Here is a 25658-nt window from a genome sequence, read left to right as displayed (position 1 = left end):
TTCATCACTGGTTGCGGCCGAGCGGCGAGCAACCTACGCTCCCTGCCTCTTCAAAAGGGCGGCACGCCGCCGCCCGAAACACCGCGCAGGTAACTTGTTTCAATGACCGCCCCCTTGTTCAAGGGCGTGATCACCGCCTTGATCACACCTCTTCGTGACGGAAACGTGGACGAAGGGGCTTTTGAAAAACTCCTGGAACGTCAGATCGCCGCTGGCGTCCACGGCGTCGTCCCGGTCGGAACGACCGGCGAGAGCGCTACCCTGAGGATGGACGAGCACAAGCGTGTCATCGAGCAGTGCGTCCAGATCGCGGCCGGTCGCGTGCGCGTGATCGCCGGCGCTGGATCGAACGCCACCCATGAGGCCATCGAGCTGTCGGCTTGCGCCAAGGAGGTCGGCGCTGACGCGACCCTGGTGGTGACGCCCTATTACAACAAGCCTTCACAGGAAGGCATGATCGCCCACTTCGAGGCGATCTCCGACGCCGTGCAGATCCCCATGGTCCTGTACAACGTGCCCAGCCGTTGTGGCGTCGATCTGTCCAACGAGGCGGTCGCTCATCTGGCGAAAAATCCGAACATCGTCGGCATCAAGGACGCCACAGGCGACATATCGCGGGTCAGCTGGATGCGCCGCCATATCGATGGGCCGTTCGACCTGATCAGCGGCGATGACACCACGTGGCTGGGCTATGCCGCGAGCGGCGGCGTGGGCGTGATCTCGGTTACGTCCAACGTCGCGCCGGAAGCCATGGTGGCCATGTATGACGCGGTCGCGGCCGGCGACTTCGCCATGGCGCGGGCCTGGCAGGACCGTCTGATCGACCTGCACAAAGGGTTGTTCCTCGATAATTCGCCGTCCCCGGCCAAGTACGCCCTGGCCAAGCTGGGCCTGTGCAGCGAAGAGGTCCGCCTGCCGCTGTCCCTGACCCGTGACGCCGTGAAGCCCGTCATTGATCGAGCCATGGCGGAGGCCGGAGTCGCCTGATGGCTGCTGATGCGCCCAAGAAGGTGATCGCCGAGAACCGGCGCGCGCGCTTCGACTACTTCCTTGAGGATTACATCGAGGCCGGGATCCAGCTGCTGGGCACCGAGATCAAGGCGCTGCGCGACGGTCGGGCCAATATCGCTGAAAGCTATGCAGCGGTGGAGGGGCGCGAGATCGTTCTGATCAACTCGGACATTCCGCCCTACAAGCAAGCCAACCGGTTCAACCACGAGCCGCGCCGCCACCGGAAGCTGCTGCTGCACCGCAAGCAGATCGACAAGCTGATTGGCGCCGTTCAGCGCGATGGGCGGACCATCATTCCGGTGCGCCTGTATCTGAACGAAAAGGGCAAGGCCAAGCTCGAGATCGCCCTGGCCAAGGGCAAGAAGCTGCATGACAAGCGCGAAGCCTCGGCCGAACGCGACTGGCAGCGCGACAAGGCTCGCCTGCTGCGCGACAAGGGCTGAGTTTGCGGTTCCGCTTTGCGGCGCGGCCGACGCGCGATAAACGACAATTCCTGGGGCGCGTCTTGCGGAGTTCACGGTGAAGATAGCCGAACGCTGGTTCGTGATGGCGGGCGTCGCCTTGCTGGCGGGCATAGCCGTGGCCGGGCTGGTCGTGGCCATCTATGCGGCCTGGGTCCTTCACGACATGCCCGATGCGTCGGAACTGGCGGATTACCGTCCGGCGACAGCGACGCGCGTCTTCGCCGGCGACGGCACCCTGATCGGCGAGTTCTCGGACGAGCGGCGCATCTACGTCACCTATGAACAGGTGCCGGAACAGGTGATCCATGCCTTCCTGGCGGCCGAAGACAGCCACTTCTTCCAGCACGGCGGCATCGACGTGTCCGGCATCGGCCGGGCCATGTTCAAGAATGTCTTCAACGTCCTGTCTGGGCGGCGGCTTGAAGGCGGTTCGACCATCACCCAGCAGGTGGCCAAGAACGTCCTGCTGACCAACGAATCCAGCCTGAACCGCAAGCTGAAAGAAGCCATCCTCTCCAGCCGCCTGGAAGCGACGCTGACCAAGGAACAGATCCTCGAACTGTACCTGAACGAAATCTATCTCGGTTATCGCTCCTATGGTGTGGCTTCGGCCGCCTATAACTATTTCGGCAAGTCGCTGAATCAGCTGACGCCGGACGAGGCGGCCTTCCTTGCGGCCCTGCCCAAAGGTCCGAACAACTATAATCCGAAACGCCACCCTGAGGCCGCCAAGGGCCGGCGCGACTGGGTTCTGGGCGAGATGGCCGACAACAGGTGGCTGACCCAGGAGGAGCTGGTCGCCGCCCTGGCCCGTCCGCTGAATACCCGCGCCGCACCACGCCGCGCCGAATACGCCGACGCAGACTTCTTCGTCGAGGAAGCCCGCCGCCGCGCCATCGGTCTGTTCGGGCAGGAAGAGGTCAACCGCGGCGGCTACTACATGCGCACGACGCTGGACCCGCAGCTGCAGTCCGCCGCACGCGAAGCCTTGATGAATGGGCTCGAGAATTATGACCGTCGTCATGGCTGGCGCGGCGCTTGGGGCACGACCGACTTCGCCGAAGGCTGGCAGGCCGAGGCGCTGAAGAAGAACACGCCGCCCGAGCGCCGCACTTGGCAGGCCGCCGCTGTCGAAAACGTCGTCGGCAACAATGTTCGCGTCCGCACGGCGAAGGACGACCGAACGGGCTCGCTGATCGTTTCCGACGCCGCCTGGGCCAACGCCAATAGACCGTTAAAGCGCGGCGATCTGATCTTCGTCGAACCGCGCGGCGGCCAGTTCGCCCTGAAGCAGGTGCCGGCGGTGAACGGCGCCCTGGTGGCCATCGAGCCCCAGTCCGGTCGCGTCCTGGCTATGGTCGGGGGCTATTCCTACGCATTGTCCAGCTTCAACCGCGCGACCCAGGCCCGTCGTCAGCCGGGATCGGCCTACAAGCCCTTTGTCTATGCGGCGGCGCTGGAGGGGGACTTCACGCCGGCCTCGATCGTCCTGGATGCGCCGATCAGCTTCCCCGGCGGCGCCAACGGCGGCCGCTGGACGCCCGAGAACTATAGCCGTCAGTATTATGGCCCGCAGACCCTGCGTCGCGGTCTGGAGCTGTCGCGCAACGTGATGACCGTGCGCCTGGCCCAGGCGGTCGGCATGAAGAACATCGTCGACCTGTCCAAGAAGATGGGCGTGGTCGATGATATGTCGCCGAACCTGGCGATGTCGCTGGGGGCGGGGGAGACGACGCCCTATCGCATCACCGCCGCCTACGCCGCCTTCGTCAATGGCGGTCGCCGGGTCGATCCCTATCTGATCGAAATGGTGCAGGATCGGAACGGTCAGACCATTCACCGGGCCGACCGTCGTCAGTGCCGCGACTGCAGCCGCGGCTTTAGCGGCCAGGAATCGCCGCGCCTGCCTGATCGCGGGACGCAGGTCATCGACCCGATCACCGCCTATCAGGTCAGCTCCATGCTGGAAGGCGTCATCCAGCGCGGTACTGGCGCCAGCGCGCGCGGACTGGGTCCCTGGGTCGGCGGCAAGACCGGCACCACCAACGAATATCGTTCGGCCTGGTTCGTCGGCTTCTCCAGCGACATCGTGGTCGGCGTCTTCGTCGGCTTCGACGACAACCGCTCGCTGGGCGGCGGCGAGGCCGGGGCGGCGACCGCCGTGCCGATCTTCACCGACTTCATGCAGGTCGCCCTGAAGGAACGGCCGGCGCGGCCCTTCGTCCGACCCAAGAACGCCGTCTTCCGCACGGTCAACGGCATTGAGGAAGCCTTCCGTCCCGGCACCGAGCGTCAGATTCGCGAAGAGGCGCCGCGCCCCGTTCAGCCGGTCGGACCGCAGAACTATTACGACGTGATCCGCCGCGAACAGGAGGCTGCGCAAGCCCCGGCGACGCCGCCGCCCGCAGCCGTCGCGCCCCCGCCGCCGAAGAAGCAGCCGGCAGAGGACTTGAGCGGACTCTACTGAGGCTCTAGTTAGACCCACCAACCGGCGCGCCTGTCCGCAGGCGCGCCGTTTATTTCGTTGCTTTCCCCATCGGTCCGCACGCGATGCGGCCCTGCTTGAGGGAAGGCGTTCGTTCGCAGGAGTTTGCGATGAGACCGGATGTCGAGGCCATGAAGGCCGACATCGAGCAGAGCGTCGCTCTGCTCAGGAGGCGACTTTGACTGGGATGTCGCTCTAAGAAAGCTCGATGAGCTGAATGCACGGGTCGAGGATCCGACCCTGTGGGACAACCCGGAACAGGCTCAGGCTGTCAGCCGCGATCGCTCGCGTCTGGAAGCCCAGATCAACAGCGTCCGTGCGCTGGAGACTGATCTGGAAGAAGGCGTCATGCTGGCCGATATGGCCGATGAGGAAGGCGATGAAGCCACCCTCGAAGACGCCCGTGAACAACTGCGCGGCGTCAAGGATCGCGCCGCCCGCGCCGAGCTGGAAGCCCTGCTGTCCGGCGAGGCCGACGGCAACGACGCCTATCTGGAAGTGAACTCCGGCGCCGGCGGCACGGAGTCCAACGACTGGGCGGGCATGCTGCTGCGCATGTACACGCGCTGGGCCAAGGCCCACGGCTATGAGGTCACGATCGAGGCCCATGAAGAGGGCGAACAGGCCGGGGTCAAGTCGGCCACCGTCCTGATCGAGGGCCCCAACGCCTATGGCTGGCTGAAGTCGGAGTCGGGCGTGCACCGTCTGGTCCGCATCAGCCCCTATGACGCGGCAGCCAAGCGGCACACCAGCTTCGCCTCGATCGGCGTGTCGCCGGTCGTGGACGACACCATCGAGATCGACATCAACCCGTCCGACGTGCGCACCGATACCTATCGCGCGTCCGGCGCCGGCGGTCAGCACATCAACAAGACGGACTCGGCCGTTCGCCTGACCCACGTTCCGACCAATACCGTCGTGGCTTGTCAGGCCGGACGTTCTCAGCACCAGAACCGCGACATGGCGTGGAAGATGCTGCGCGCCCGCCTGTACGAGCTGGAACTGCAGAAGCGTGAGGCGGCCGCCCAGGCCCTGGCTGACGCCAAGACCGACATCGGCTGGGGTCACCAGATCCGATCCTACGTCCTACAGCCCTATCAGATGGTCAAGGACCTGCGCACCGAGGTCGAGACCTCGGACACGCAGGGGGTTCTGGACGGCGATCTGGACCAGTTCATGGGCGCAGCCCTGGCGGCCCGAGTCGGCGAGACCCGCGACGGGAACTAAAAAGGGGCGGCCGGCAGGCCGCCCCTTTTCACTTGCGCGTAGCGCCGGATCAGGCGGCGGGCTTGGCCTCGACCTTGTCCGTCTTGGCGTTGGCGGCGGCGGGCTTTTCAACCGGCGTCGGCGCATCCAGCATATTGGCGCCCGGCGTGTCGCGCTTGGCCTGGGTGCAGCGACCCTGGAACCAGGCGCCTTGCTCGATCGAAAGCTGCTCCTGGGTGATGTCGCCCTCGATGCGAGCGGTAGCGAACAGCTTGACCTGCTTGGCGACAATGGCGCCCGAGACGCGACCGCGCACTTCCAGAATATCAGCGTGGACAGTGCCCTCGACCGAGCCGCCTTCGCCGATGGTCACGCGCACGACGCGGATGTCGCCCTTCAGCGAGCCGTCGACCTGAAGCTCGCCGGCGCCCGAGATATTGCCCTCGTATTTCACGCCAGCCGACAGGGTCGACAGGCTGGACGAGCGCGAAGCCGCTGGGCGCGAAGGCTCAGGCGCGCGCGGCGCAGCGGCTGGCGAGGGCGTGGCGGCGGGCGTCGGCTCAGGCGCGGGCGGGATGCCCAAGCCGCTGGACGGGCCGTTGTCGAAGGGTTTGCTCTTGTTGAACATGGTGCGCTCCGCATCTCGCCAGCAAGGCCGGCCTAATCCTACTGTAGCCCCTTGGCGGGCAGTTAGGATCAGGTCGGCGAGAGAGGCAAGCTTGGCCTCAGCGCATTCCGTCGATCAGAGTTTCTGGGCCGCTTCCAGCACCTGCTCCGCGTGGCCCTTGACCTTGACGCTGCGCCAGACGCGGCGAACCACGCCCGCGCCGTCGATCAGGAAGGTGGCGCGTTCGACGCCCATGTATTCCCGGCCATAGAGCTTCTTCATGATCCACGTGCCATAGGCCTCGCAGACCACGCCGTCCTCGTCGGAGGCCAGCGCAACCTTGAGGTCATGCTTGGCCTTGAAGCGGTCCAGCTTCTTCACCGCATCCCGCGAGACGCCGATGACAACGGCGTTCACCGCCGCGAATTGTTCGGCCAGAGCCGAGAAGTCCAGGCCTTCCGTCGTGCAGCCGGGTGTGTCGGCCTTGGGATAGAAGTAGAGGACGACCGACTGGCCTTTCAGCCCGTCCAGCGTGACGCGGCCGCAGCCATCGGTGGCGAGATCGAACGCGGGGGCGGCCTGGCCTTCGGTTATGTCGGTCATCCTCTTTGCTCCTTAGACCGGCTTGACCAGCACGATCTTCTTCTTGCCGGCTGCCAGCTTCAGCACGCCATCGGCGTTGACGTCGGCGTCTTCGATCAGCCGCGCGCCATCGGCGATGGCTTCATCGTTCAGCCGCAAGCCGCCGCCCTGGGCCAGGCGACGCGCCTCGCCGTTGGACGCGGTCAGACCGGCCTTGGTCACGACGGCGGCGATCATGGCGCCGATCACCTCATCCTTCGGCAGTTCGACCGTCGGCAGGTCGGCCGAGAGCTGGCCCTTCTCGAAGGCGGCCTCAGCAGCGGCGCGGGCGGCCTGGGCGGCTTCCGAGCCGTGCAGCATGGAGGTGGCGGCGTCGGCCAGGGCCTTCTTGGCCTCGTTGATGCCGGCGCCTTCCATGGCCTCGTAAAGCGCGATCTGGTCCAGCGGCAGGTCGGTGAACAGGCGCATGAAGCGACCGACGTCGGCGTCCTCGGCGTTGCGCCAGAACTGCCAGTAGTCGTAGGGGCCGAGTTGCTCGGCGTTCAGCCAGATGGCGCCCTGGGCCGTCTTGCCCATCTTGCCGCCCGAGGCCGTGGTCAGCAGCGGCGTGGTCAGGCCGAAGGAGGATTTCTGGTCCACGCGACGCACCAGATCGACGCCCGAGGTGATGTTGCCCCACTGGTCCGAGCCGCCCATCTGCAGCGTCACGTTCAGCGAGCGATTCAGCTCCAGGAAGTCCACCGACTGCATCAGCATGTAGTTGAACTCGAGGAAGGTCATCGGCTGCTCGCGCTCAAGGCGAAGCTTGACTGAGTCGAAGCTCAGCATCCGGTTGACCGTGAAATGCGTGCCGTAGTCGCGCAGGAACTCGACGTAGCCGAACTTCGACAGCCATTCGTCGTTGTCGACCATGACGGCGTCGGACGGGCCGTCGCCAAAGGTCAGGAACTTCTCGAACACGGTCTTGATCGAGGCGATGTTGGCCTGGATCGTCTCGTCGGTCAGTTGCGGGCGCGAGGCGTCCTTGCCGGTCGGGTCGCCGACCTTGGTGGTGCCGCCGCCCATCAGGACGACGGGCTTGTGTCCGGCCTGCTGCAGGCGGCGCAGCATCATGATCTGGATCAGGCTGCCGACGTGCAGCGACGGCGCCGTGGCGTCGAAGCCGATATAGGCCGTCACGATCCCGTTCGAGGCGGCCTCGTCCAGCTCCACCGGGTGGGTCACCTGGTGGATGTAGCCGCGCGATTGCAGGGTCTTGAGGAAGTCGGACTTGAAGGCTTGGTCGGTCATGGACGGCTCCGTAGCAGGGATGCCGGCGGCCGTCTTCCTTTCGGGAAGTCGCACCGCCAGCGAAGGCGGCACGAGATCGCGGCCGCTCGCTAGCTCAGCGAACGGTAATACAGGCCGGAAATGGCGCGGACGGCGATCATGGGCGCTAGCTACGGCGTGCGTGACGTGGCAGTCAACCCGCCATGACGACCTCCTCCTCGACAAAGACCCTCCGCGTGCTCGGTTTCATGACCGGCACCTCGCTCGACGCCGTGGACATGGCGGTGATCGAAACCGACGGCGAAAACATCATCAGCTTCGGCCCGGCCGGCGAGATGAAGCTGGACACGGAAACGCGCGCCATCGTCGAGGACGCCATCGAGGACGCCCTGGACTGGGAGCGTGACGAAGAAGAGCCCGACAGCTTTGAAGACGCCCGCATGGCGGTGGCCGACGCCCATCTGGCGGCGGCGCTCGGCTTCATGGCGGTGAACGGGGTCAAGGCTAGTTCGCTGGACCTGGTCGGTGTGCATGGCCAGACGGTTCTGCACGAGGCGCCGACGCCGGAACTGCCGGGCCGCACGGTGCAGTTGATCGACGCCCTCAGCGTGGCCGAGGGCCTGGGCGTGCGCACCGCCTATGATTTCCGCAGCGCCGATGTGGCGGCGGGCGGGCAGGGGGCGCCGCTGGCCCCGGTCTATCACGCGGCCCTGGTGAAGAAGGCGGGTCTGAGCGGGCCGGTCGCCGTGCTGAACCTGGGCGGGGTCGGCAACATCACCCTGGTCCGCGCCGACGGCGAGCTGGAAGCCTTCGACACCGGCCCGGCCAACGGCATGGTAGATCTGCTGGTCCAGTCGCGCGGCAAGAAGCGCATGGATGAAGGCGGCAGGCTGGCGGCGGCGGGAACGGTCGATCAAGCTGTGCTGGACGCCTATCTGGCCCATCCCTATTTCGCGGCGACGGGGCCGAAGTCGCTGGACCGGTTCGATTTCTCGCTGGACCCCGTCGCAGGCCTGTCGCTGGAAGACGCGGCGGCGACGCTGACGGCCTTTGCCGCAGAGGCCGCGGCGCTCGGCGTGGCGCGCTGCTCTGAACGGCCGACCAAGGTCGTGGCCTGCGGCGGCGGGCGGCATAATCCAGTCCTGCTGGCGGCGATCCGCGAACGGGCGGGCGTGCCGGTCACGACCGCCGAGGACGAGGGTTGGCGTGGGGACTCGATCGAGGCCGAAGCCTTCGCCTTCCTCGCCGCTCGCTGCCTGCTGCGCCTGCCGATCAGCTTCCCCGGCACAACCGGCGTGGCTGAACCGATGACCGGCGGCCGCATCGTGGAGCCGGGCGACCAGTGAGCCTGATGCAGTCCCGGCGCGTCTGGGGCGTCGCCAGCGGCATGGCGGCCGGCGCCCTGTGGGGGCTGGTCTTCCTGGCGCCCAAGGTGGCGCCCCAAGCCTCGCCCATGATGCTGACGGCGGGGCGCTATCTCGCCTATGGCCTGATCGCGGCCCTGCTGATCGCGCCGCGCTGGCGGCGGGTGACCGCCGCGCTGGACTGGAAGGCGTGGCGGGCGCTGGCCTGGCTGAGCCTAGCCGGCAACATCATCTATTTCGTCTTCCTGGTGGTCAGCGTCCATTTCACAGGCGTCGGGGCCTCAGCCCTGATCGTCGGCATGGTGCCGGTCGTGGTCGCTTTGTGGGGGCTGAATGACAAGGATTCGCCGCCGCTGGCGCGTGTGGCGCCGCCCATCGCGGTCGCGGCGCTGGCGGTCGGTCTGATCGGCTGGGAATCTCTGAGCCAGACCGGCAACGCGGGCCATGACGGGGTTCAGACACTGATCGGTCTGGTCTGTGCTCTAGCCGCCCTGCTGTCCTGGTCGGCCTTTGCGGTCGGCAATAGCCGCTGGATGGGGCGACTGCCGGAAGTCTCGCCGCATGACTGGTCGCTGCTGACCGGGGTGGTGACGGGCGGGTTCGCCCTGCTGCTGGCCGTTCCGGCGGTTCTGACCATGGGCGTCTGGTCCGGCGAGGCCTGGGTGCGCTTCCTCGGCGTCAGCTTGAGCGTCGCCGTCTTCGCCTCCATCATCGGCAACGCCTTCTGGAATCAGGCCAGCCGTCTTCTGCCGCTGACCATGCTGGGCCAGATGATCGTGTCCGAGACCCTGTTCGCCTTCCTCTACGGCTTCCTGTGGGAGGGGCGTGGACCGACCATTATCGAGATCGTGGCCATGATCCTGATGGCGATAAGCGTCGTTTGGTGCGTGCGCGCTCACCGTCCGGCGGCGGTCGCTGCGGCGGAAGGGGAACACTAGGTCGCAGCCGGGCGGCTGAACGACCTCGCCATTTCCGCGTTGCCTTGTCAGCGGACCGGGCCCCTCTGGCGACCCTGTGGGAGATGATGGTCGTGATGTCGGGCCGCGCCGGTCGTCTGTTCGGGGCGTCGGCGGTGTGAACGGTCCAGAGGTGGTGATGGAGTTCCTGACGGTCGAATGGATGGGCAAGCCCGCCTGGATGTGGGCGGGCTTTCTGGTGGTCGTGGTCGCCCTGCTGGCCTTCGATCTGGGCGTCCTGCATCGCAAGGCGCACGAGATCGGCGTGCGGGAGAGCCTGTTGCTCTCGGCTTTCTATATTGCGGTCGCCCTGCTGTTCGGGATCTGGGTCTGGGTGCGGCTGGGGACGGACAGCGGGCTGGACTATCTGACCGGCTACGCCATCGAAAAGAGCCTGGCGATGGACAATGTCTTTGTCATCGCCATGATTTTCAGCGCCTTCGGCATCCCGCGCCTGCATCAGCACCGCGTCCTGTTCTGGGGCGTGCTGGGCGTCATCGTGCTGAGAGCGGTGATGATCGCGGCAGGGGCGGCTCTGATCAGTCGCTACGAGTGGGTGCTCTTTGTTTTCGCCGGCTTCCTGATCTTCACCGGCGGGAGGATGATGGCCACCAGCCCCACCGAGGAAGCAGCCACCGGGCAAGGTCTGGTAAATTGGCTGAGGCGTCACATGCCAGTGACGGATCAGCTGCACGGCTCGCGGTTCTTCGTACATGAGAAGAACTCCGCCGGGCGGATGATCTGGCACGCCACGCCGCTGTTCCTGGCCCTGGTGACCATCGAGTTTGCGGACGTGATCTTCGCTGTGGACTCGGTGCCGGCGATCTTCGCCATCACGACGGACCCCTACATCGTCTACACGTCCAACATCTTCGCCATTCTGGGGCTGAGGGCGTTGTACTTCGCGCTGGCGGCGGTGATCCACCGCTTCGCCTACCTCAAGCAGGCGCTGGCGATCCTGCTGGTCTTCATCGGGGGGAAGGTCATCGCCGCGCCGCTGATGGGACTGGAGAAATTTCCGCCGGCGATCTCGCTCGGCGTGACGGCCGCCATCCTGGCCGCGGGTATCCTGTGGTCGATGTGGAAGACCCGGGCCGAAACCCGGGTCGACACATGAAGTCCGATCAGGCCGGGTTCTCGGCCAGTCGCTTGTCCAGATAGGCGCCGACGCGGCGATCGACGGCGTCGATATGGTCCTGCCAGAAGTGGCTCGCGCCTTCTTCCAGTTCGTAGTCGATGACGATGCCCTTCTGGGTGCGCAGCTTGTTGACCACGCGCTCGACCTCGACCGGCGGCACCACGGTGTCGGCGGTGCCGTGCAGGAACAGGCCCGACGCCGGGCAGGGGGCCAGGAAGCTGAAGTCGTACATGTTCGAGGGTGGCGACACCGAGATGAAGCCGTCCGTCTCGGGCCGGCGCATCAGCAGTTGCATGCCGATGTAGGCGCCGAACTGATAGCCGGCGACCCAGGTTTGCGTTGCGGCGGGGTTGTTGGCCTGCAGCCAGTCCAGGGCCGTGGCCGCGTCGGCCAGTTCGCCGATGCCGCTGTCGAACTCACCCTGCGACTTGCCGACGCCGCGCGAGTTGTAGCGTAGGGTGGCGAAGCCGCGCTGCACGAACAACTGGTGCAGGGTCACCGCCACCGGGTTGTTCATATGCCCGCCCGCCTTGGGGTGCGGGTGCAGGATGAGGGCGATCGGCGCATTGGGGCGCTTGCCGGGCGAATAGCGGCCTTCGATACGGCCCGAGGCGCCGGGAAGAATGACTTCAGGCATGGATCAGCGGAATCCTGTCTTCAACTGTCGTTTCGCGGGCGGACAATACTTGACCAACGCAGTAGGACTTTCTAAGTCCGCTCGGCGTGGCGCACTTGTCTGCGAGGGCGCGGGTTCTAGCACATGAGCCCCGAAAAGCGTGAAATTTTTGAGGGCATTCCATGCGACTGTCGACAAAGGGACGATACGCCGTAATGGCGATGGCTGATCTGGCTAAGAACGGCGCGGATCGCGCGGTGTCCCTGGCCGAGATCGCGACGCGCCAGGAAATCTCTCTCAGCTATCTGGAGCAGTTGTTCGCACGCCTGCGCAAAAGCGGGCTGGTCAAGAGCGTGCGCGGTCCCGGCGGCGGCTATCGCCTGGCGCGCGAGGCCTGCGAGACCGCCGTGGCCGAGATCGTTCTGGCCGTCGACGAGCCCATTCGCGCCACGCGCTGCGTCGGCGCCGGGTCGCCCAAGGGCTGCATGATCAAGGGCGAGCGCTGCATCACCCACCACCTGTGGGAAGACCTGGGCCAGGAAATTCATCGCTATCTCGCCAGCGTCAGTCTGGAGGACGTCATACAGCACCGCACGGGTCCAGCGCGCCTGGGCGTGCCGGCCGGCGCCGGCATGGAGGTGGCGGCATGAGCGTCTATCTGGACTACAACGCTTCGGGTCTGGTCCGTCCCGAAGTGCTGGAAATCATGGCCAAGGCCCTGGCCGACAACGGCAATCCGTCGGCAGTTCACGCCGCCGGACGCCGGGCGCGGGCGCGCGTCGAGACAGCGCGGGCGCAGGTGGCGGAGCTGGTGGGGGCTGATCCGACCGCCGTGGTTTTCTCGTCCGGCGGCACGGAATCCAACGCCCAGGCCATTGTCAGCGCTCTGGCGGCGGGCTGCGAGCGGTTGATCGTCGGCGCGACCGAACATCCTTGCGTGGCCGAGGCGGCGACGGCGACAGGCGCACCGGTCGAGGTCCTGCCGATCGACGAAAACGGCGTGGTCGATCTGGCCTGGCTGGCCGGGGCGCTGGCGCGTCCGGGCCGCGCCGTGGTCGCCATCCATCACGCGAACAATGAAAGCGGCGTGATCCAGCCCATCGCCGAGGCGGCGGCTCTGGTCCGCGTGGCGGGAGCCTGGCTGCACGTCGACGCCATCCAGTCGGCGGGCAAGATTCCGGTCGATATGCGGACGCTGGACGCGGACAGCCTGACCCTGTCGGCGCACAAGCTGGGCGGGCCGCAGGGCGTGGGCGCTCTGGTGCTCAAGGAAGGCGTCGCCGCCGTGCGTATCCTGCATGGCGCGGGTCAGGAGCGCGGCCTGCGCGCCGGGACCGAGAACGTGCCGGGCATCACCGGCTTCGGCGCCGCCGCCGATTGCGCGGCCCGCGATCTGGACCAAGCGATGGCGCATGTGGTTTGGCGCGATACGGCGGAAGCCAAGGTCAAGGCGGCGGGCGCCACCATCATCGGCGGCGCGGTTCCCCGCCTGCCCAACACCCTCTTCATGGCGGTCGAGGGCTGGGACAGCCCGCAGCAGTTGATCACGCTCGATCTGGTCGGGGTCATGGTCTCGGCCGGCTCGGCCTGTTCGTCGGGCAAGGTCAAGCCGTCCAAGACGATCAGCGCCATGGGCCTGGATTCTCTGGCGACTGGGGGCGTGCGCGTCTCCGGCGGCTGGGGCACGACGCAGGGCGACTGGGACCGGTTCGCCGAGGCCTGGGTCACGGCCTGGAACAAGCATCAAGCGCGCCTGTCTGAGCGCGTGAAGGAAGTCGCGTAAGTCATGGCTGCTGTTAAGGAAACCGTCGAAGCTGTCGCCGCGCTGGAGAAGTATGCGCACGGCTTCACTTCGGACATCGAGCAGGAGTTCGCGCCGAAGGGCCTGAGCGCCGACATCGTCCGGTTCATCTCCGAGAAGAAGGGCGAGCCGGAATGGATGCTGGAATGGCGTCTGGCCGCCTATGAGCGCTGGCTGGCGATGGATGAGCCGACCTGGGCGGCGGTGAAATACGAGCCCGTCGACTATCAGGACCTCTACTACTACGCCGCGCCGAAACAGAAGGAGGGACCGAAGTCGCTGGACGAGGTCGATCCCGAGATTCTGGAGGTCTACAAGAAGCTGGGCATCCCGCTGAAGGAGCAGGAGGTCCTGGCGGGCGTGCAGGGCGCACCCAAGGTCGCCGTGGACGCCGTGTTTGACAGCGTCTCGGTCGTGACCACCTTCAAGGAGGAACTGGCCAAGGTCGGCGTGATTTTCATGCCGATTTCCGAGGCCTTGCGCGAATATCCTGATCTGGTTCGGCAATATCTGGGATCGGTCGTGCCGGTGTCGGACAACTACTTTGCAGCCCTGAACAGCGCGGTCTTTTCGGATGGGTCGTTCGTCTACATCCCGCCGGGCGTGAAATGCCCGATGGAGCTGTCGACCTATTTCCGCATCAACGCCAGCCAGACCGGCCAGTTCGAGCGGACCCTGATCATCGCCGACAAGGGCAGCTACGTTTCCTATCTGGAAGGCTGCACCGCGCCGATGCGCGACGAGAACCAGTTGCACGCGGCGGTCGTGGAGATTGTGGCCCTGGACGACGCCGAAGTGAAATACTCGACGGTTCAGAATTGGTACCCCGGCGACGCCGAGGGTAAGGGCGGCATCTACAACTTCGTGACCAAGCGCGCCGACTGCCGCGGCGACCGCTCGAAGGTCAGCTGGACCCAGGTCGAGACCGGCTCGGCCGTCACCTGGAAATACCCGTCCTGCATCCTGAAGGGCGAGGAAAGCTCGGGCGAATTCTATTCCATCGCCATCACCAATGGACATCAGCAGGCCGACACCGGCACCAAGATGATCCACCTGGGCAAGAACTCGAAGTCGCGGATCATCGCCAAGGCGGTGTCGGCGGGCAAGTCGGACTCGACCTATCGCGGTCTGGTCTCGGTGCATCCCAAGGCCACGGGCGTGCGTAACTTCACCCAGTGCGACAGCCTGTTGATCGGCAAGGAGTGCGGCTCGCACACCATTCCCTATATCGAGGCTCGCAACGGCTCGGCCCAGTTGGAGCACGAGGCGACGACGACCCGCCTGTCGGCAGACCAGCTCTTCTACGCCCAGCAGCGCGGCCTTTCGGAGGAAGAGGCGGTGGCCCTGCTGGTCAACGGCTTTGTCCGCGACGTCATGCAGAAGCTGCCGATGGAATTCGCCGTCGAGGCGCAGAAGCTGGTGGCGATCAGCCTTGAGGGGAGCGTGGGGTGAGCACCATAGAAGACTTCGCCCGGCGCGTTTTCAAGCCGATGTGGTTTGACGGGGCCAGCGAAGATGCGGATGGCAAGCCGGTTCGCATGTACTCCGTGGTCACGCCGGTCGAGTTGGTGCTCCAGCATTTCGACGATCAACTCGAACCCATCTCGCTTCAACCGGGAACCAAGCTTGTGATCGTTGGGGCCGCTGACGGCGATCCGGAGCTTCTCTGGCTTGAGATAGACCATCCCGGTCATAGGTGGATGAACGCCAATGTAGTTCTGGCACCGCATCAAATCCGTTATCTTTGCGAGGCTGGTGATGCCCCGCACATGAAGGCTTCCCACTGATCATGCTTTCCATCAACAACCTCCACGTCTCGGTCGCTGACAAGCCGATCCTCAAGGGCCTGACGCTCGAAGTGCCGGCGGGCGAAGTCCATGCCGTCATGGGGCCGAACGGGGCCGGCAAGTCGACCCTGGGCTACAGCCTGTCGGGGCGTCCCGGCTATGAGGTCACGGACGGTTCCGCCTCGTGGAATGGTCAGGACCTGCTGGGCCTGGACCCGGCCGAGCGCGCGGCGGCGGGCGTCTTCCTGTCCTTCCAGTATCCGATGGAGATCCCCGGCGTGCCGGCCATGACCTTCATCCGCACGGCGCTGAACGCCCAGAAGCGCGCGCGCGGCGAGGAAGAGGTCTCAGCCCCCGCCTTCCTGAAGCAGGTCAAGGCGGCGTCGCAGGCGTTGAAGATGGACTTCGACATGCTGAAGCGGCCGCTGAACGTCGGCTTCTCCGGCGGCGAGAAGAAGCGGATGGAGATCCTGCAGATGGCCCTGCTGGAGCCGTCGCTGCTGATCTTGGACGAGACGGACTCCGGCCTCGACATCGACGCCCTGCGCATCGTGTCGGAAGGGGTGAACGCCCTGCGTCGCGCCGACCGGTCCATGCTGGTCATCACCCATTATCAGCGCCTGCTGGATTACATCAAACCGGACAAGGTGCACGTGCTGGCCGCCGGCCGCATCGTCGCCTCGGGCGGGCCTGAACTGGCGCTGAAGCTAGAGGCGGAAGGATACGACAAGTTCCTGCCGACCGCGGCATGAGCGCGGCGCCGCAAATCGACCTGACGAACGCCGAGACCTTTCCCTCGCGGCGCACGGAAGCGTGGAAATACAGCGACCTGAAGCGTTGGCTTCGCGAAGCACCTGAACCGTCGGGCACGGCGCTGGTCGGCGCGCCTGGGCCGTTTTACGACCTGGGCGGCGAGGCCATCGTCTTCGCCAATGGCCGTCCGGTCGGCGTCACCGACTTCATCGCCTCGGGCGTGCAGACCCTGCGTCTGCGCTTCCTGTCGGACGCGGTCGGCACCGGCCACACGGCGGGGGCGCGCATCGCGGCCCGGACCGGCGCGCGGTTGCTGCTGCTGGAGACGCACGAGGGCAAGGGCTCGGCCTATGTCGCCCACAACAAGGTCGAGATCGACGTCGCCCGCGACGCCGAGGTCACGCGCGTCGTCCTGATCGAGGAGCCCGAGGACGCCATTTCGGTGACCAACGCCGAGGTGCGGCTGGAGGCCGGCGGTCGCTATCGCCAGACCATCGTCACGACCGGCGCCAAGCTGCAGCGCATCGAGACGCAACTGAGCCACGGGGCCGACGGCGCCGATGCGCGTCTGGACGGTCTCTATTTGCTCAAGGGTTCGCGCCACGCCGACCTGACAAGCGTGGTCGATCATCTGGCCGCGAACGGCACGACCAGCCAACTGACCAAGGGCGTCGTCCACGACACGGCGCGCGGTGTGTTTCAGGGCAAGATCATCGTCGAGCGCGGGGCCGACGGCACCGACGCCCGCATGGCCCACAACGCCCTGATCGCATCCGAGCGCGGCGAGATCGACGCCAAGCCCGAGCTCATCATCTATGCCGACGACGTGCAGTGCGCGCACGGCAATACGGTCGGGACGCTGGACGAGAGCGCGCTCTTCTACATGCAGCAGCGCGGCATTCCGGCCGACGAGGCCCGCGCCCTGCTGGTCCAGGCCTTCCTGTTCGAGGTCGTGGATCGGATCGAGGACGAGGCCGCCAAGGAGGTTGTGCGCGCATGGCTGACGGCTCGCCTGTGAACAGTTTTGATCCCTACGCCGCGCGGGCGCAGTTCCCGATCCTGTCGCGACAGGTGAACGGCAAGCCTCTGGTCTATCTGGACAACGCCGCTTCGGCGCAGAAGCCGCGCGCGGTGATCGACGCCCTGGTGGCGTCGATGGAGGGCAGCTATGCCAACGTTCATCGCGGCCTGCACACCCTGTCGAACGAGGCGACCGAGGCGTTCGAGGCGGCGCGCGAGATCGTCGCCCGCTTCCTGAACGCGCCCTCGGGCGAGAACATCGTCTGGACCAAGGGCGGGACCGAGGCGATCAATCTGGTCGCCAACGGCGTCGGCCTGAGCATTGAACCCGGCGACGAGATCATCGTCAGCGAGATGGAGCACCACTCCAACATCGTGCCATGGCACCTGCTGCGCGAGCGCAAGGGCGCGGTGCTGAAATGGGCGCCGATCAAGAACGACGGCTCGCTGGACATGGAAGCCTTCGCCGCACTGCTGGGGCCGCGGACCAAGGTCGTGGCCGTCACCCACATGTCGAACGTCCTGGGGACCATCAACCCGATCACCGAGATCACCCGCCTGGCCCATGCGGCAGGCGCACGGGTGCTGATCGACGGCTGTCAGGGCGCGGTCCACGCCACGCCGGACGTTCAGGCCGTCGGCTGCGACTGGTACGTCATCACCGGCCACAAGCTGTATGGCCCGACCGGTGTCGGCGCCCTCTATGGCACGACCGAGGCTCTGGAGAGCCTGCCCCCCTATCAGGGCGGGGGCGAGATGATCCAGACGGTCGAGAAGGACCGCATCACCTATGCGGCGCCGCCGCATCGCTTCGAAGCCGGCACGCCGCCGATCCTGGAGGCCATTGGTCTGGGCGCGGCGCTGGAATGGCTGTCGGGCTTTGATCGCCAGGCCGTGGCCGCGCACGAGATGGCGCTCTATGATCACGCCCGCGCACGGCTGGCCGACGCCGGCTGGCTACGGGTGCTGGGCGAGGCCGAAGGGAAGGGCGCGCTGCTAACCTTCTCGGTCGAAGGCGCGCACGCCCATGACGTGGCCCAGATCATGGACCGATACGGCGTCGCCGTGCGGGCCGGTCTGCACTGCGCCGAACCGCTGGCGAAAAGACTGGGCGTGACCTCGAGCACGCGCGCCTCCTTCGCCCTATATAACACCGTGGAGGATACAGACGCCTTCGTGGATGCGCTGATCAAGGCGCGGAACTTCTTCGTGTGACGAGTATGGACGACACCAGGACCGAAACCGCCATCAGCGATAGCGACGCCTTCGCCGCCAGCTGGAACGAGCCGCAGAAAAGCGCCCTGCCGCAGGCCGAGTTGGACAAGCTGACCGACGACCTGATCGAGGCGCTGAAGACGGTGTACGACCCGGAAATCCCGGTCGACATCTATGAGCTGGGCCTGATCTACAAGGTCGACGTGTCCGACGATCGCGACGTTCTGGTCGAGATGACGCTGACGGCGCCGGGTTGCCCCGTGGCCGGCGAGATGCCGGGCTGGGTCGAGGCGGCGGTGATGAAGGTCGAGGGGGTACGCAGCGCCCGCGCCAATCTGGTGTTCGACCCGCCGTGGGACTCCTCCAAGATGAGCGACGAGGCCAAGCTGGCCCTGAACATGTTCTGAGGACGCAGCGATGACCGAGCTTCAGACCGCCGCCCGACCGCGCCGCCCCCGGCCCAAGGCCGTGATCCTGACCGACGCCGCCGCCACGCGCGTGCGCGAAATCATGGCCAATGCGGAAAAGGACTACGTCGGCCTGCGCGTCGGCGTGAAGAACGGCGGCTGCGCGGGGCAGGAATATACCTTCGCCTATGCCGAGCAGATCGAACCGCTGGACGAGGTGGTCGAGGACAAGGGCGTCACCATCCTGATCGAGCCCAAGGCCGTGCTGTTCCTGATCGGCTCCGAGATCGATTACGAGACGACCAAGCTGGCGTCCAAGTTCGTTTTCCGCAATCCGAACGAGACCGACGCCTGCGGCTGCGGCGAGAGCGTGACCATCATCCCCGCCGCCGCTCTGGACGCCGACTGACATGATCCGACTGGAAGGGGTGACCCGGCGCTATCGCAGCGCGGCGGGCGAGCGCACGGCGCTGGATGCCGTCGACCTGACCATCGGGCGCGGCGAGGTGTTCGGCGTGGTCGGGCGTTCGGGCGCCGGCAAGTCGACCCTGATCCGCGCCATCAACCGGCTGGAGACGCCCGACGAGGGCCGCATCTTTGTCGATGATCAGGAAATCACCGCACTGAAGCCCGCCGAGCTGCGCGCCGCGCGGCGTCGCATCGGCATGATCTTCCAGCATTTCAACCTGCTGAACGCCAAGACCATTGAGGACAATGTCGCCTTCCCCCTGCGGCTGGAAGGACGGCCCGCGGCCGAGGTGAAGGCGCTGACGGCGCAGTTGCTGGAGCAACTGGGTCTGGCGGAGCACGCGAAGAAGCATCCGGCCCAGCTGTCAGGCGGTCAAAAGCAGCGCGTCGGCATCGCCCGCGCCCTGGCCTGCGGTCCCAGCGTCCTGCTGTGCGACGAAGCGACCAGTGCCCTGGACCCGGAAACGACCGAGGACATCCTGACCCTGCTGGACGGGCTGAACCGCGACCTCGGCCTGACCATCGTCCTGATCACCCACCAGATGGAGGTGGTACGCCGCGTCTGCGACCGGGTGGCGGTGTTGAAGGACGGCAGGATCGTGGAGCAGGGCGCGACGGCCGACGTCTTCCTGCACCCGCAGCACGCCGTGACCCGCGCCATGCTGGCCGAGGGCGAGGAGGCGTTCGACGCCTCGGTCGTGCCGGTCGGCGCGCGGATGGCCAAGCTGACCTTCCGCGGCGGCTCGACCTATGAGCCCGAGCTGAGCCGCGTCGCGCGGACCGTGGGCGTGGACTATTCCATTCTGTCGGGGCGGATCAGCCGTATCCGGGGCGAGCCCTATGGCCAGCTGGTTGTGGCCTTTACCGGCGGCGACGCCGAGGCGGCCGTAGCGCAACTGACCGCGCGCGGCGTTACGGTAGAGGCAGCCTGATGTTCGAGAACGTAGACTGGACCGAGATCGGCCGCGCGACCATCGACACCCTGCTGATGCTGGGCGGGTCGCTGGTGCTGACCGTCATTTTGGGCGTGCCGCTGGGCGTGCTGCTCTATCTGTCGGGCAAGGGTCGGCTGGCGGCCAATCCTGTGCTGAACGCCGGGCTGTCGCTGATCGTCAACGTGCTGCGCTCGGTGCCCTTCATCATCCTGCTGATCGTCATGCTGCCGGTGACAGTGCTGCTGGTCGGCACCTCGCTGGGCGTGGCCGGGGCCATTCCGCCGCTGGTCGTGGGCGCCGCGCCCTTCTATGCGCGACTGGTCGAGACGGCCTTGCGCGAAGTGGACAAGGGCGTGGTCGAGGCGACCCAGGCCATGGGCGGTTCGACCTTCCAGATCGTTACGCGGGCCCTGCTGCCCGAGGCCATGCCGGGCATCATCGCCGGGGCCACGGTCACGGCCATCGCCCTGGTCAGCTACACCGCCATGGCGGGCGTGGTGGGGGCGGGCGGACTGGGCGATCTGGCCGTGCGCTTCGGCTATCAGCGGTTCCAGACCGACGTCATGGTGGTGACCGTAGTTCTGCTGCTGATCCTCGTACAAATTCTGCAGATGATCGGCGACCGTCTGGTCGCTAAGGTCTCGCACCGCTGATTTTTCGAAAGCCTACCCCATGATCCGCCGTTCACTGCTGCTGTCCGCCGTCGCTGTCCTGACGCTCACCGCCTGCGGTCAGGGCGCGGACAAGAAGGCGGGAGGTGAGGGCGCGCCTCTGCTGGTCGGCGCGACCGCCGTGCCGCACGCTGAAATCCTTGAGGTCGTGAAGCCGATCCTGGCCGCCGAGGGCGTGCCGATCGAGATCAAGGTCTTCAACGACTACGTTCAGCCGAACGTGCAACTGTCTGAAAAGCGGTTGGATGTGAACTACTTCCAGACCAAGCCCTATCTGGACGAGTTCAACATCGCGCGCGGCGCCGATCTAGTCACTGTGGTCGGCGTCCACGTCGAGCCTCTGGGCATCTATTCCAAGAAGCATGCGACGCTGGCGGCGATCCCGAACGGGGCGCAGGTGGTGCTGCCGAACGACGCCTCGAACACCGGGCGCTCGCTGCTGCTGTTGCAGGGCGCCGGCCTGATCACCCTGCGCGATCCGACCAATCCGCTGCAGACCGTTCGTGACATCGCGACCAATCCCAAGGGGCTGAAGTTCCAGGAGGTCGAGGCCGCCACCATCCCGCGCATCCTGCCCCAGGTCGATGCGGCGGTGATCAACACCAACTACGCCCTGGACGCCGGATTGAAGCCCAAGACCGACGCCCTGTCGCTGGAGGGGGCCGACAGCCCCTATGTGAACTATCTGGTGGCCCGCCCGGACAACCAGAACGACCCGCGCGTTCAGGCCCTGGCGACGGCGCTGCGCAGCCAGGCGGTCAAGGACTTCATCGCCAAGAAGTACGACGGGGCGGTGATCCCGGCGGCTTAGGCCGCCGCAGGTGTCGCGAGCGTGGCGGCTTCGCTGGGCGTGGCGACCTGAACCGCCGCGGTGATCGGCTGGCCGGTGGCCTCGGCGATCAGTTCAGCGGTCTTGCCTTCAATCGCCGCTTCCAGCCTGGCCAGGAACTCATCCTTGGGCAGGCCGGTTGGAATGGGCGCCAGGAATTCCAGCGTGGCGGTACCCGGTGTCTTGCGTGCTTCTTCCTGGGGCCAGAACAGGCCGAGGTTGGTCGCCAGCGGCACGACCGGCATGTCGAAGTCGCGATACATGTGCCAGACACCCGAACGGTAGCGATACTTCTCGCCGACCTTGGCCAGGTGGCCTTCAGGATAGATCAGGATCTTGCGGCCTTCACGATGGGCGTCGGCGGCGCGTTCCTTGAGTGCGGCGCGGGCAGTGTGGCCGCCGCAGCTGTTGACGACGATGGCGCCGAGTTTTCTCAGCACCGTACCCAGCAGCGGAAATTTCTCGAGGTGGTCGCCGGTGACGAAGGCCAAGTCGTCGAACTGATCATAGGTGGCGAAGCCGTCGCCCCAGCTCTGGTGCTTGGAGGCGATGATGAAGGCGCCTTGCGGCAGACGCTCCTTGCCGCGAACCTTCAGGTGAATGCCGGCGAACAGGGCCATGGCCTGCACCATGCGACGCACATAGCGGCGGATGACCCAGGTGGTCGCACGCCGACCTGGCGCCAAGGCTGCGAAGGCTGCGGTCAGACCATAGCCGATCGAGAGGGCCCAATAGGCGAGATTGAAGGTGAAGCTTCTCATCCGGTCGATATGACACGGGCCCGGGGCGGTTCGGCAACCGTTTAAGCGGCGGCCTTCTCCATGAGCTCGGCGTTGGTGACGCAGTTCCGACCGCCGCGCTTGGAGGCGTAGAGCGCGGCATCGGCGCGCTCAAGCAGACCCAGAGCCGTCTCGCCGGAACCACGCTCGGCGAAACCGACGGAGATGGTCACGGCGCCGAGGTCGTCGTTGGTTGATCGGCGGCGCAAAGAACGCGAACCGATTTCTTCGCGAACCGCGTTGAGGGCGGCTTCCACGGCGCCGGGCGTCTCGCCGGGGAAGATGACCGCGAATTCCTCGCCACCGTATCGGGCGGCGATACGAGGATTGCGTGCGATCCGGCCCAGGACACTGGCGACGTAACGCAGCACCTGATCGCCGGTCTGGTGACCCCAGGTGTCGTTGAAGCGCTTGAAGTGGTCGATATCGACGATCGCCAGCGTCAAGCCCTTGCCTTCGGCCTCGGCCTCATCGCAGAGGCGCGCCAACTGTTCATCGAACGTCTTGCGGTTGGCCAGATTGGTCAGGGCGTCGGTCATGGCGTCGCGACGGACCTGCTCCAGGTGTTCGCGCAAACGAACCACTTCGCGGTTCGACGATTCCAGCCGCTTCTCAAGCGCGGAGGTGTGGCGTTGGACCTTGCGCGTCGCGCTGGAAAGGGTGCTGACGATGGCGGAGAGATCCGTCGCTCCGCCCGCGTCCTGCATCTTCGCCGACGCAGAACTGAGCGTCTCGCCATAGGCAGTCTGGGTCTTGCGGGCGTTGTCGATGGCCTCGGCCACCGCAGCGAGTTCGCGGTTCAGGACAGCCCCGACATCGCGGATTTCCTCGGAGAGGCGGCCGCGCGGAAGGAATTCCGCAGCCAGCATTTCAGCCGTCGCGTCGGTGAACGGCGCGTCACCGGCCAGCAGGCGGTCGAGTTCCCGGCCCAATGGACCTTCGGGGTCGCTGACATAGTGCAGCCAGAGCTCGAAATTCAGCGGCGTCGGCCAGACGGAGGCCTGTTGCATGGCGTCGACGATGCGGTGCGCCAGCTCATATGCCTCCGGTCCCCGAAGGGCGGTTTCGACCTGCGCCGTCATTCTGATTCTCGCGCCCCAATTCTTAGTTGGCGGACACTAGAACGCCGATCCGTAATGACCAGTTAAACCGAGGGCCAGAATGCCTCTGCTTTAATCCTGAAAGACGACCGGACGACGCAGGAATGCAGGGATGTCGTCGCCGAAACCGCCGCTGGCGGCGCGAAGCGGCTGTTCCTTGGCCTGCTCGGACTTACGCGGTTCGCGCGGTTCAGGAGCGCGATCACGGCGTTGAGAGGCGGGCTTGGTTGCAGGCGTCGCTTGCGCTGTCGTGTCGACGACGGCGTCCGCAGCTTCCGAAGTCGTGACGGGCTTGGCGGAGCGGCGGCTGCGCGAACGACGGGGGGCTTCCTCGAGGGTTTCTTCTGCCTTGGGAGCGGCGCGGGCGATGGGCTCCATCGACGCGACGTTGTCGCTCTTGGGGATCGGGCGCGGGCGGTCACTGCGGCCACGGCCACGGCCCTTGGAGTCGTCGCTGCGCGGGCGGTCCTTGATAGAGGCGAAGTCGATGTCGTCCAGCGACATCTCTTCCGGGGCTTTCTTGATGAGCTTCAGCACCTTGTCCAACGACTTGTCGTCGGAGGGCGTGACGATCATGAAGGCTTCGCCCTTGCGGCCCGCACGACCGGTGCGGCCGATGCGGTGCACATAGTCGTCGGCGTGGTGCGAGACGTCGTAGTTGAAGACGTGGCTGACGTCCGGGATATCCAGACCGCGCGCGGCGACGTCCGAGGCCACCAGGATCTTCAGGTCGCCGGCGCGGAAGTCGGCCAGAGTCTTCATCCGCAGCGACTGATCCAGGTCGCCGTGGATCGGCGCGGCGTCGAAGCCATGAGTCTTCAGCGATTTGGCGACGATATCGACTTCCGACTTGCGGTTGCAGAAGACGATGCCGTTCTTGACCTCTGACCGTTCGATCAGGGCGCGCAGAGCGGTGCGCTTGGCCTTGGGGTCGCTGGTCGGGATGCGGACCAGATACTGGGTGATGGTATCGGCGGTCATGGCCGGACGCGAGGCCTCGATCCGGGTCGGATCCTTGAGGAACTGCGTGGTCAGGCGCGTGATCTCGGGCGGCATGGTGGCCGAGAAGAACAGGGTCTGGCGACGCGGCGGCGTCAGCTTGAAGATGCGCTCGATGTCGGGGATAAAGCCCATGTCGAGCATGCGGTCAGCTTCGTCGATGACCATCATCTCGACGCCGGTCAGCAGGATCTTGCCGCGTTCGAACAGGTCCAGCAGACGGCCCGGCGTCGCGATCAGGACGTCGACGCCCTTGTTCAGCAGGGCGACCTGGTCGCCCATGGACACGCCGCCGATCAGCAGGGCCCAACTCAGCTTGGTGCCCTTGGCGTATTTGGCGAAGTTCTCGGCGACCTGATCGGCCAGTTCGCGGGTCGGGGCAAGGACCAGGGCGCGCGGCATGCGGGCGCGGGCGCGGCCCGAGCCGAGGCGGTCGATCATCGGCAGGGTGAAGGCGGCGGTCTTGCCGGTGCCGGTCTGGGCGATGCCCAGGACGTCGCGGCCGGCCAGGGCCACCGGGATGGCGGAGGCCTGAATTGGGGTCGCTTCGGTGTAGCCCGTATCAGCGACCGCTTGCAGGGTCGTGGCCGAGAGGCCCAGCTTGGTGAATTCTGTCATGAAACCTTGAGGACGGAGGAAACGTCGTAACGTCTTCGACTTACGGAACCGCCCCTCGTGGGCGAGTGGGCGGCGCGCATCGCCAGTCCAATTCCGAGCCTGCGGCGGTATATGGAAACCCCTACGCCTCAGTCAAGTATTTCCGTTCGGGAACCGGGCGGTTGGCAAAGTCTTACAGCCCTGTAATGTCGCCAAGGGGAAGGGAGGCTCTGTCGTATGCGTATGAAAACGCTTGCGTTCGCCTTGGCCGCTTGTTGCGCGACGGCGCTGCCGGCTCAGGCGGAGATGGAATCAGCTTTTGGAAACACCGTGATCTCCCACTATCCGGATGGAAGTTGGGTAAAGCACTGGTTTGACCGCGACGGCAGCTACAGGGCCGTGTTTTCCGACGGTCGGCGCCTGACCGCGCGCTGGGCTGTCGAAGGCGAACGAGTCTGCCTGAACGGCATCCGACCGCGGATGCTGCTTTCGCGGTTCTGTACGGCCATGGTCGAGGCGTCTGTGGGGCAGACCTGGCCCGGACGTGATCCGCTGGGCCGCAGGGTTCGCAACGAACTGGTGGCGGGGCGCTAAACCCT

Annotated in this window: 27 protein-coding genes; 20 read left to right on the top strand and 7 right to left on the bottom strand. The window is 66.0% G+C overall.

What is annotated here, in order from left to right; genetic code table 11:
- Positions 1–102: 102 nt before the first annotated feature.
- The 4 genes from dapA to prfB all read left to right on the top strand — a co-directional run bounded on the left by dapA (position 103) and on the right by prfB (position 5187).
- Complete coding sequence (dapA, locus tag ACFYLW_RS06030; protein WP_312062725.1) at positions 103–987, top strand: 4-hydroxy-tetrahydrodipicolinate synthase; 885 nt, start codon at positions 103–105, stop codon at positions 985–987.
- Positions 987–1454, top strand: a complete 468-nt coding sequence (smpB, locus tag ACFYLW_RS06025) for an SsrA-binding protein SmpB (protein ID WP_105563368.1) — start codon at positions 987–989, stop codon at positions 1452–1454. Before dapA ends, smpB begins: the two co-directional genes overlap by 1 nt.
- A 103-nt stretch (positions 1455–1557) precedes the next feature.
- Entirely contained in the window at positions 1558–3942 is a 2385-nt protein-coding gene (locus tag ACFYLW_RS06020; protein WP_312062754.1) for a penicillin-binding protein 1A, read from the top strand.
- A gap of 128 nt (positions 3943–4070) precedes the next feature.
- Positions 4071–5187 (top strand): peptide chain release factor 2 gene (prfB, locus tag ACFYLW_RS06015; protein ID WP_292082827.1). Its coding sequence is split into 2 segments (ribosomal slippage): positions 4071–4139 and positions 4141–5187, totalling 1116 coding nucleotides; the frame shifts between segments, so codons are not numbered across the junction.
- Positions 5188–5236: 49 nt separating this feature from the next.
- On the opposite strand, the gene ACFYLW_RS06010 is transcribed toward prfB, so the two are convergent.
- The 3 genes from ACFYLW_RS06010 to tyrS all read right to left on the bottom strand — a co-directional run bounded on the left by ACFYLW_RS06010 (position 5237) and on the right by tyrS (position 7645).
- A complete protein-coding gene (locus tag ACFYLW_RS06010) occupies positions 5237–5794 on the bottom strand; it encodes a polymer-forming cytoskeletal protein (protein WP_292082826.1) in 558 nt (185 codons plus the stop codon).
- A 114-nt stretch (positions 5795–5908) separates the two neighbouring features.
- Positions 5909–6376 carry a peroxiredoxin gene (locus tag ACFYLW_RS06005; protein WP_312062721.1) on the bottom strand — a complete coding sequence of 156 codons (468 nt, stop codon included), beginning with the start codon at positions 6374–6376 and terminating at the stop codon, positions 5909–5911.
- Between the two features lie 12 nt (positions 6377–6388).
- Entirely contained in the window at positions 6389–7645 is a 1257-nt protein-coding gene (gene tyrS, locus ACFYLW_RS06000) for a tyrosine--tRNA ligase (RefSeq protein WP_312062719.1), read from the bottom strand.
- 182 nt (positions 7646–7827) lie between these two features.
- On the opposite strand from tyrS, the gene ACFYLW_RS05995 reads away from it, so the two are divergent.
- From ACFYLW_RS05995 to ACFYLW_RS05985, 3 genes are all read left to right on the top strand, one after another.
- On the top strand, positions 7828–8970 hold the full coding sequence (locus ACFYLW_RS05995; protein ID WP_312062718.1) for an anhydro-N-acetylmuramic acid kinase: 1143 nt from the start codon (positions 7828–7830) through the stop codon (positions 8968–8970).
- A 5-nt stretch (positions 8971–8975) separates the two neighbouring features.
- Complete coding sequence (locus ACFYLW_RS05990; RefSeq protein WP_312062717.1) at positions 8976–9926, top strand: DMT family transporter; 951 nt, start codon at positions 8976–8978, stop codon at positions 9924–9926.
- A gap of 157 nt (positions 9927–10083) precedes the next feature.
- A complete protein-coding gene (locus ACFYLW_RS05985; protein ID WP_312062752.1) occupies positions 10084–11061 on the top strand; it encodes a TerC family protein in 978 nt (325 codons plus the stop codon).
- A gap of 7 nt (positions 11062–11068) precedes the next feature.
- Here ACFYLW_RS05985 and ACFYLW_RS05980 read toward each other — a convergent pair whose 3' ends face one another.
- Positions 11069–11719 carry an alpha/beta hydrolase gene (locus tag ACFYLW_RS05980; protein ID WP_292082821.1) on the bottom strand — a complete coding sequence of 217 codons (651 nt, stop codon included), beginning with the start codon at positions 11717–11719 and terminating at the stop codon, positions 11069–11071.
- 161 nt (positions 11720–11880) lie between these two features.
- On the opposite strand from ACFYLW_RS05980, the gene ACFYLW_RS05975 reads away from it, so the two are divergent.
- From ACFYLW_RS05975 to ACFYLW_RS05920, 12 genes are read left to right on the top strand one after another with little or no spacing between them, the layout of a single operon-like run.
- Positions 11881–12348, top strand: a complete 468-nt coding sequence (locus tag ACFYLW_RS05975) for an Rrf2 family transcriptional regulator (RefSeq protein WP_312062714.1) — start codon at positions 11881–11883, stop codon at positions 12346–12348.
- Positions 12345–13481: a cysteine desulfurase family protein gene (locus ACFYLW_RS05970; RefSeq protein ID WP_312062712.1), complete on the top strand. Its 1137-nt coding sequence runs from the start codon at positions 12345–12347 to the stop codon at positions 13479–13481. The genes ACFYLW_RS05975 and ACFYLW_RS05970 overlap by 4 nt, the downstream gene beginning before the upstream one ends.
- A 3-nt stretch (positions 13482–13484) precedes the next feature.
- The gene (sufB, locus tag ACFYLW_RS05965) at positions 13485–14951 is read left to right on the top strand and encodes a Fe-S cluster assembly protein SufB (RefSeq protein ID WP_313472728.1); all 1467 of its coding nucleotides are present in this window, start codon (positions 13485–13487) and stop codon (positions 14949–14951) included.
- Entirely contained in the window at positions 14948–15286 is a 339-nt protein-coding gene (locus ACFYLW_RS05960; protein WP_312062708.1) for a hypothetical protein, read from the top strand. The genes sufB and ACFYLW_RS05960 overlap by 4 nt, the downstream gene beginning before the upstream one ends.
- A 2-nt stretch (positions 15287–15288) precedes the next feature.
- Positions 15289–16038, top strand: coding sequence for a Fe-S cluster assembly ATPase SufC (gene sufC, locus ACFYLW_RS05955; RefSeq protein WP_312062706.1), 750 nt, complete (start codon positions 15289–15291; stop codon positions 16036–16038).
- A complete protein-coding gene (gene sufD / locus ACFYLW_RS05950) occupies positions 16035–17057 on the top strand; it encodes a Fe-S cluster assembly protein SufD (protein ID WP_312062704.1) in 1023 nt (340 codons plus the stop codon). Before sufC ends, sufD begins: the two co-directional genes overlap by 4 nt.
- Positions 17036–18274, top strand: coding sequence for a cysteine desulfurase (locus tag ACFYLW_RS05945; protein WP_312062702.1), 1239 nt, complete (start codon positions 17036–17038; stop codon positions 18272–18274). The genes sufD and ACFYLW_RS05945 overlap by 22 nt, the downstream gene beginning before the upstream one ends.
- A gap of 5 nt (positions 18275–18279) precedes the next feature.
- Positions 18280–18681, top strand: a complete 402-nt coding sequence (locus ACFYLW_RS05940) for an SUF system Fe-S cluster assembly protein (protein WP_312062700.1) — start codon at positions 18280–18282, stop codon at positions 18679–18681.
- 10 nt (positions 18682–18691) lie between these two features.
- Complete coding sequence (locus tag ACFYLW_RS05935) at positions 18692–19090, top strand: iron-sulfur cluster assembly accessory protein (RefSeq protein WP_312062699.1); 399 nt, start codon at positions 18692–18694, stop codon at positions 19088–19090.
- Position 19091: 1 nt separating this feature from the next.
- Positions 19092–20081 (top strand): methionine ABC transporter ATP-binding protein, encoded by a 990-nt coding sequence (locus ACFYLW_RS05930; RefSeq protein ID WP_312062697.1) that lies wholly within the window; start codon positions 19092–19094, stop codon positions 20079–20081.
- Positions 20081–20737 (top strand): methionine ABC transporter permease, encoded by a 657-nt coding sequence (locus ACFYLW_RS05925; RefSeq protein ID WP_312062695.1) that lies wholly within the window; start codon positions 20081–20083, stop codon positions 20735–20737. Before ACFYLW_RS05930 ends, ACFYLW_RS05925 begins: the two co-directional genes overlap by 1 nt.
- A 19-nt stretch (positions 20738–20756) precedes the next feature.
- Positions 20757–21566, top strand: a complete 810-nt coding sequence (locus ACFYLW_RS05920) for a MetQ/NlpA family ABC transporter substrate-binding protein (RefSeq protein ID WP_312062693.1) — start codon at positions 20757–20759, stop codon at positions 21564–21566.
- On the opposite strand, the gene ACFYLW_RS05915 is transcribed toward ACFYLW_RS05920, so the two are convergent.
- The 3 genes from ACFYLW_RS05915 to ACFYLW_RS05905 form a co-directional block, all read right to left on the bottom strand.
- The gene (locus ACFYLW_RS05915; protein ID WP_292082806.1) at positions 21563–22345 is read right to left on the bottom strand and encodes a 1-acyl-sn-glycerol-3-phosphate acyltransferase; all 783 of its coding nucleotides are present in this window, start codon (positions 22343–22345) and stop codon (positions 21563–21565) included. The two genes, ACFYLW_RS05920 and ACFYLW_RS05915, sit on opposite strands and share 4 nt — an antisense overlap.
- A 41-nt stretch (positions 22346–22386) precedes the next feature.
- Positions 22387–23445: a GGDEF domain-containing protein gene (locus ACFYLW_RS05910; protein ID WP_292082805.1), complete on the bottom strand. Its 1059-nt coding sequence runs from the start codon at positions 23443–23445 to the stop codon at positions 22387–22389.
- A 90-nt stretch (positions 23446–23535) separates the two neighbouring features.
- On the bottom strand, positions 23536–25080 hold the full coding sequence (locus ACFYLW_RS05905) for a DEAD/DEAH box helicase (protein WP_312062690.1): 1545 nt from the start codon (positions 25078–25080) through the stop codon (positions 23536–23538).
- 216 nt (positions 25081–25296) lie between these two features.
- Here ACFYLW_RS05905 and ACFYLW_RS05900 point away from each other — a divergent pair, with 216 nt between their 5' ends.
- Positions 25297–25653: a hypothetical protein gene (locus tag ACFYLW_RS05900; RefSeq protein ID WP_312062688.1), complete on the top strand. Its 357-nt coding sequence runs from the start codon at positions 25297–25299 to the stop codon at positions 25651–25653.
- The last annotated feature ends 5 nt before the right edge of the window (positions 25654–25658 follow it).

Origin of the sequence: Brevundimonas sp. NPDC007368, assembly GCF_042869015.1 — a bacterium.
Taxonomy (GTDB): domain Bacteria; phylum Pseudomonadota; class Alphaproteobacteria; order Caulobacterales; family Caulobacteraceae; genus Brevundimonas.
Note: the sequence above shows the minus strand (reverse complement) of the source record. Positions and strands in the feature narration are given on the sequence as shown.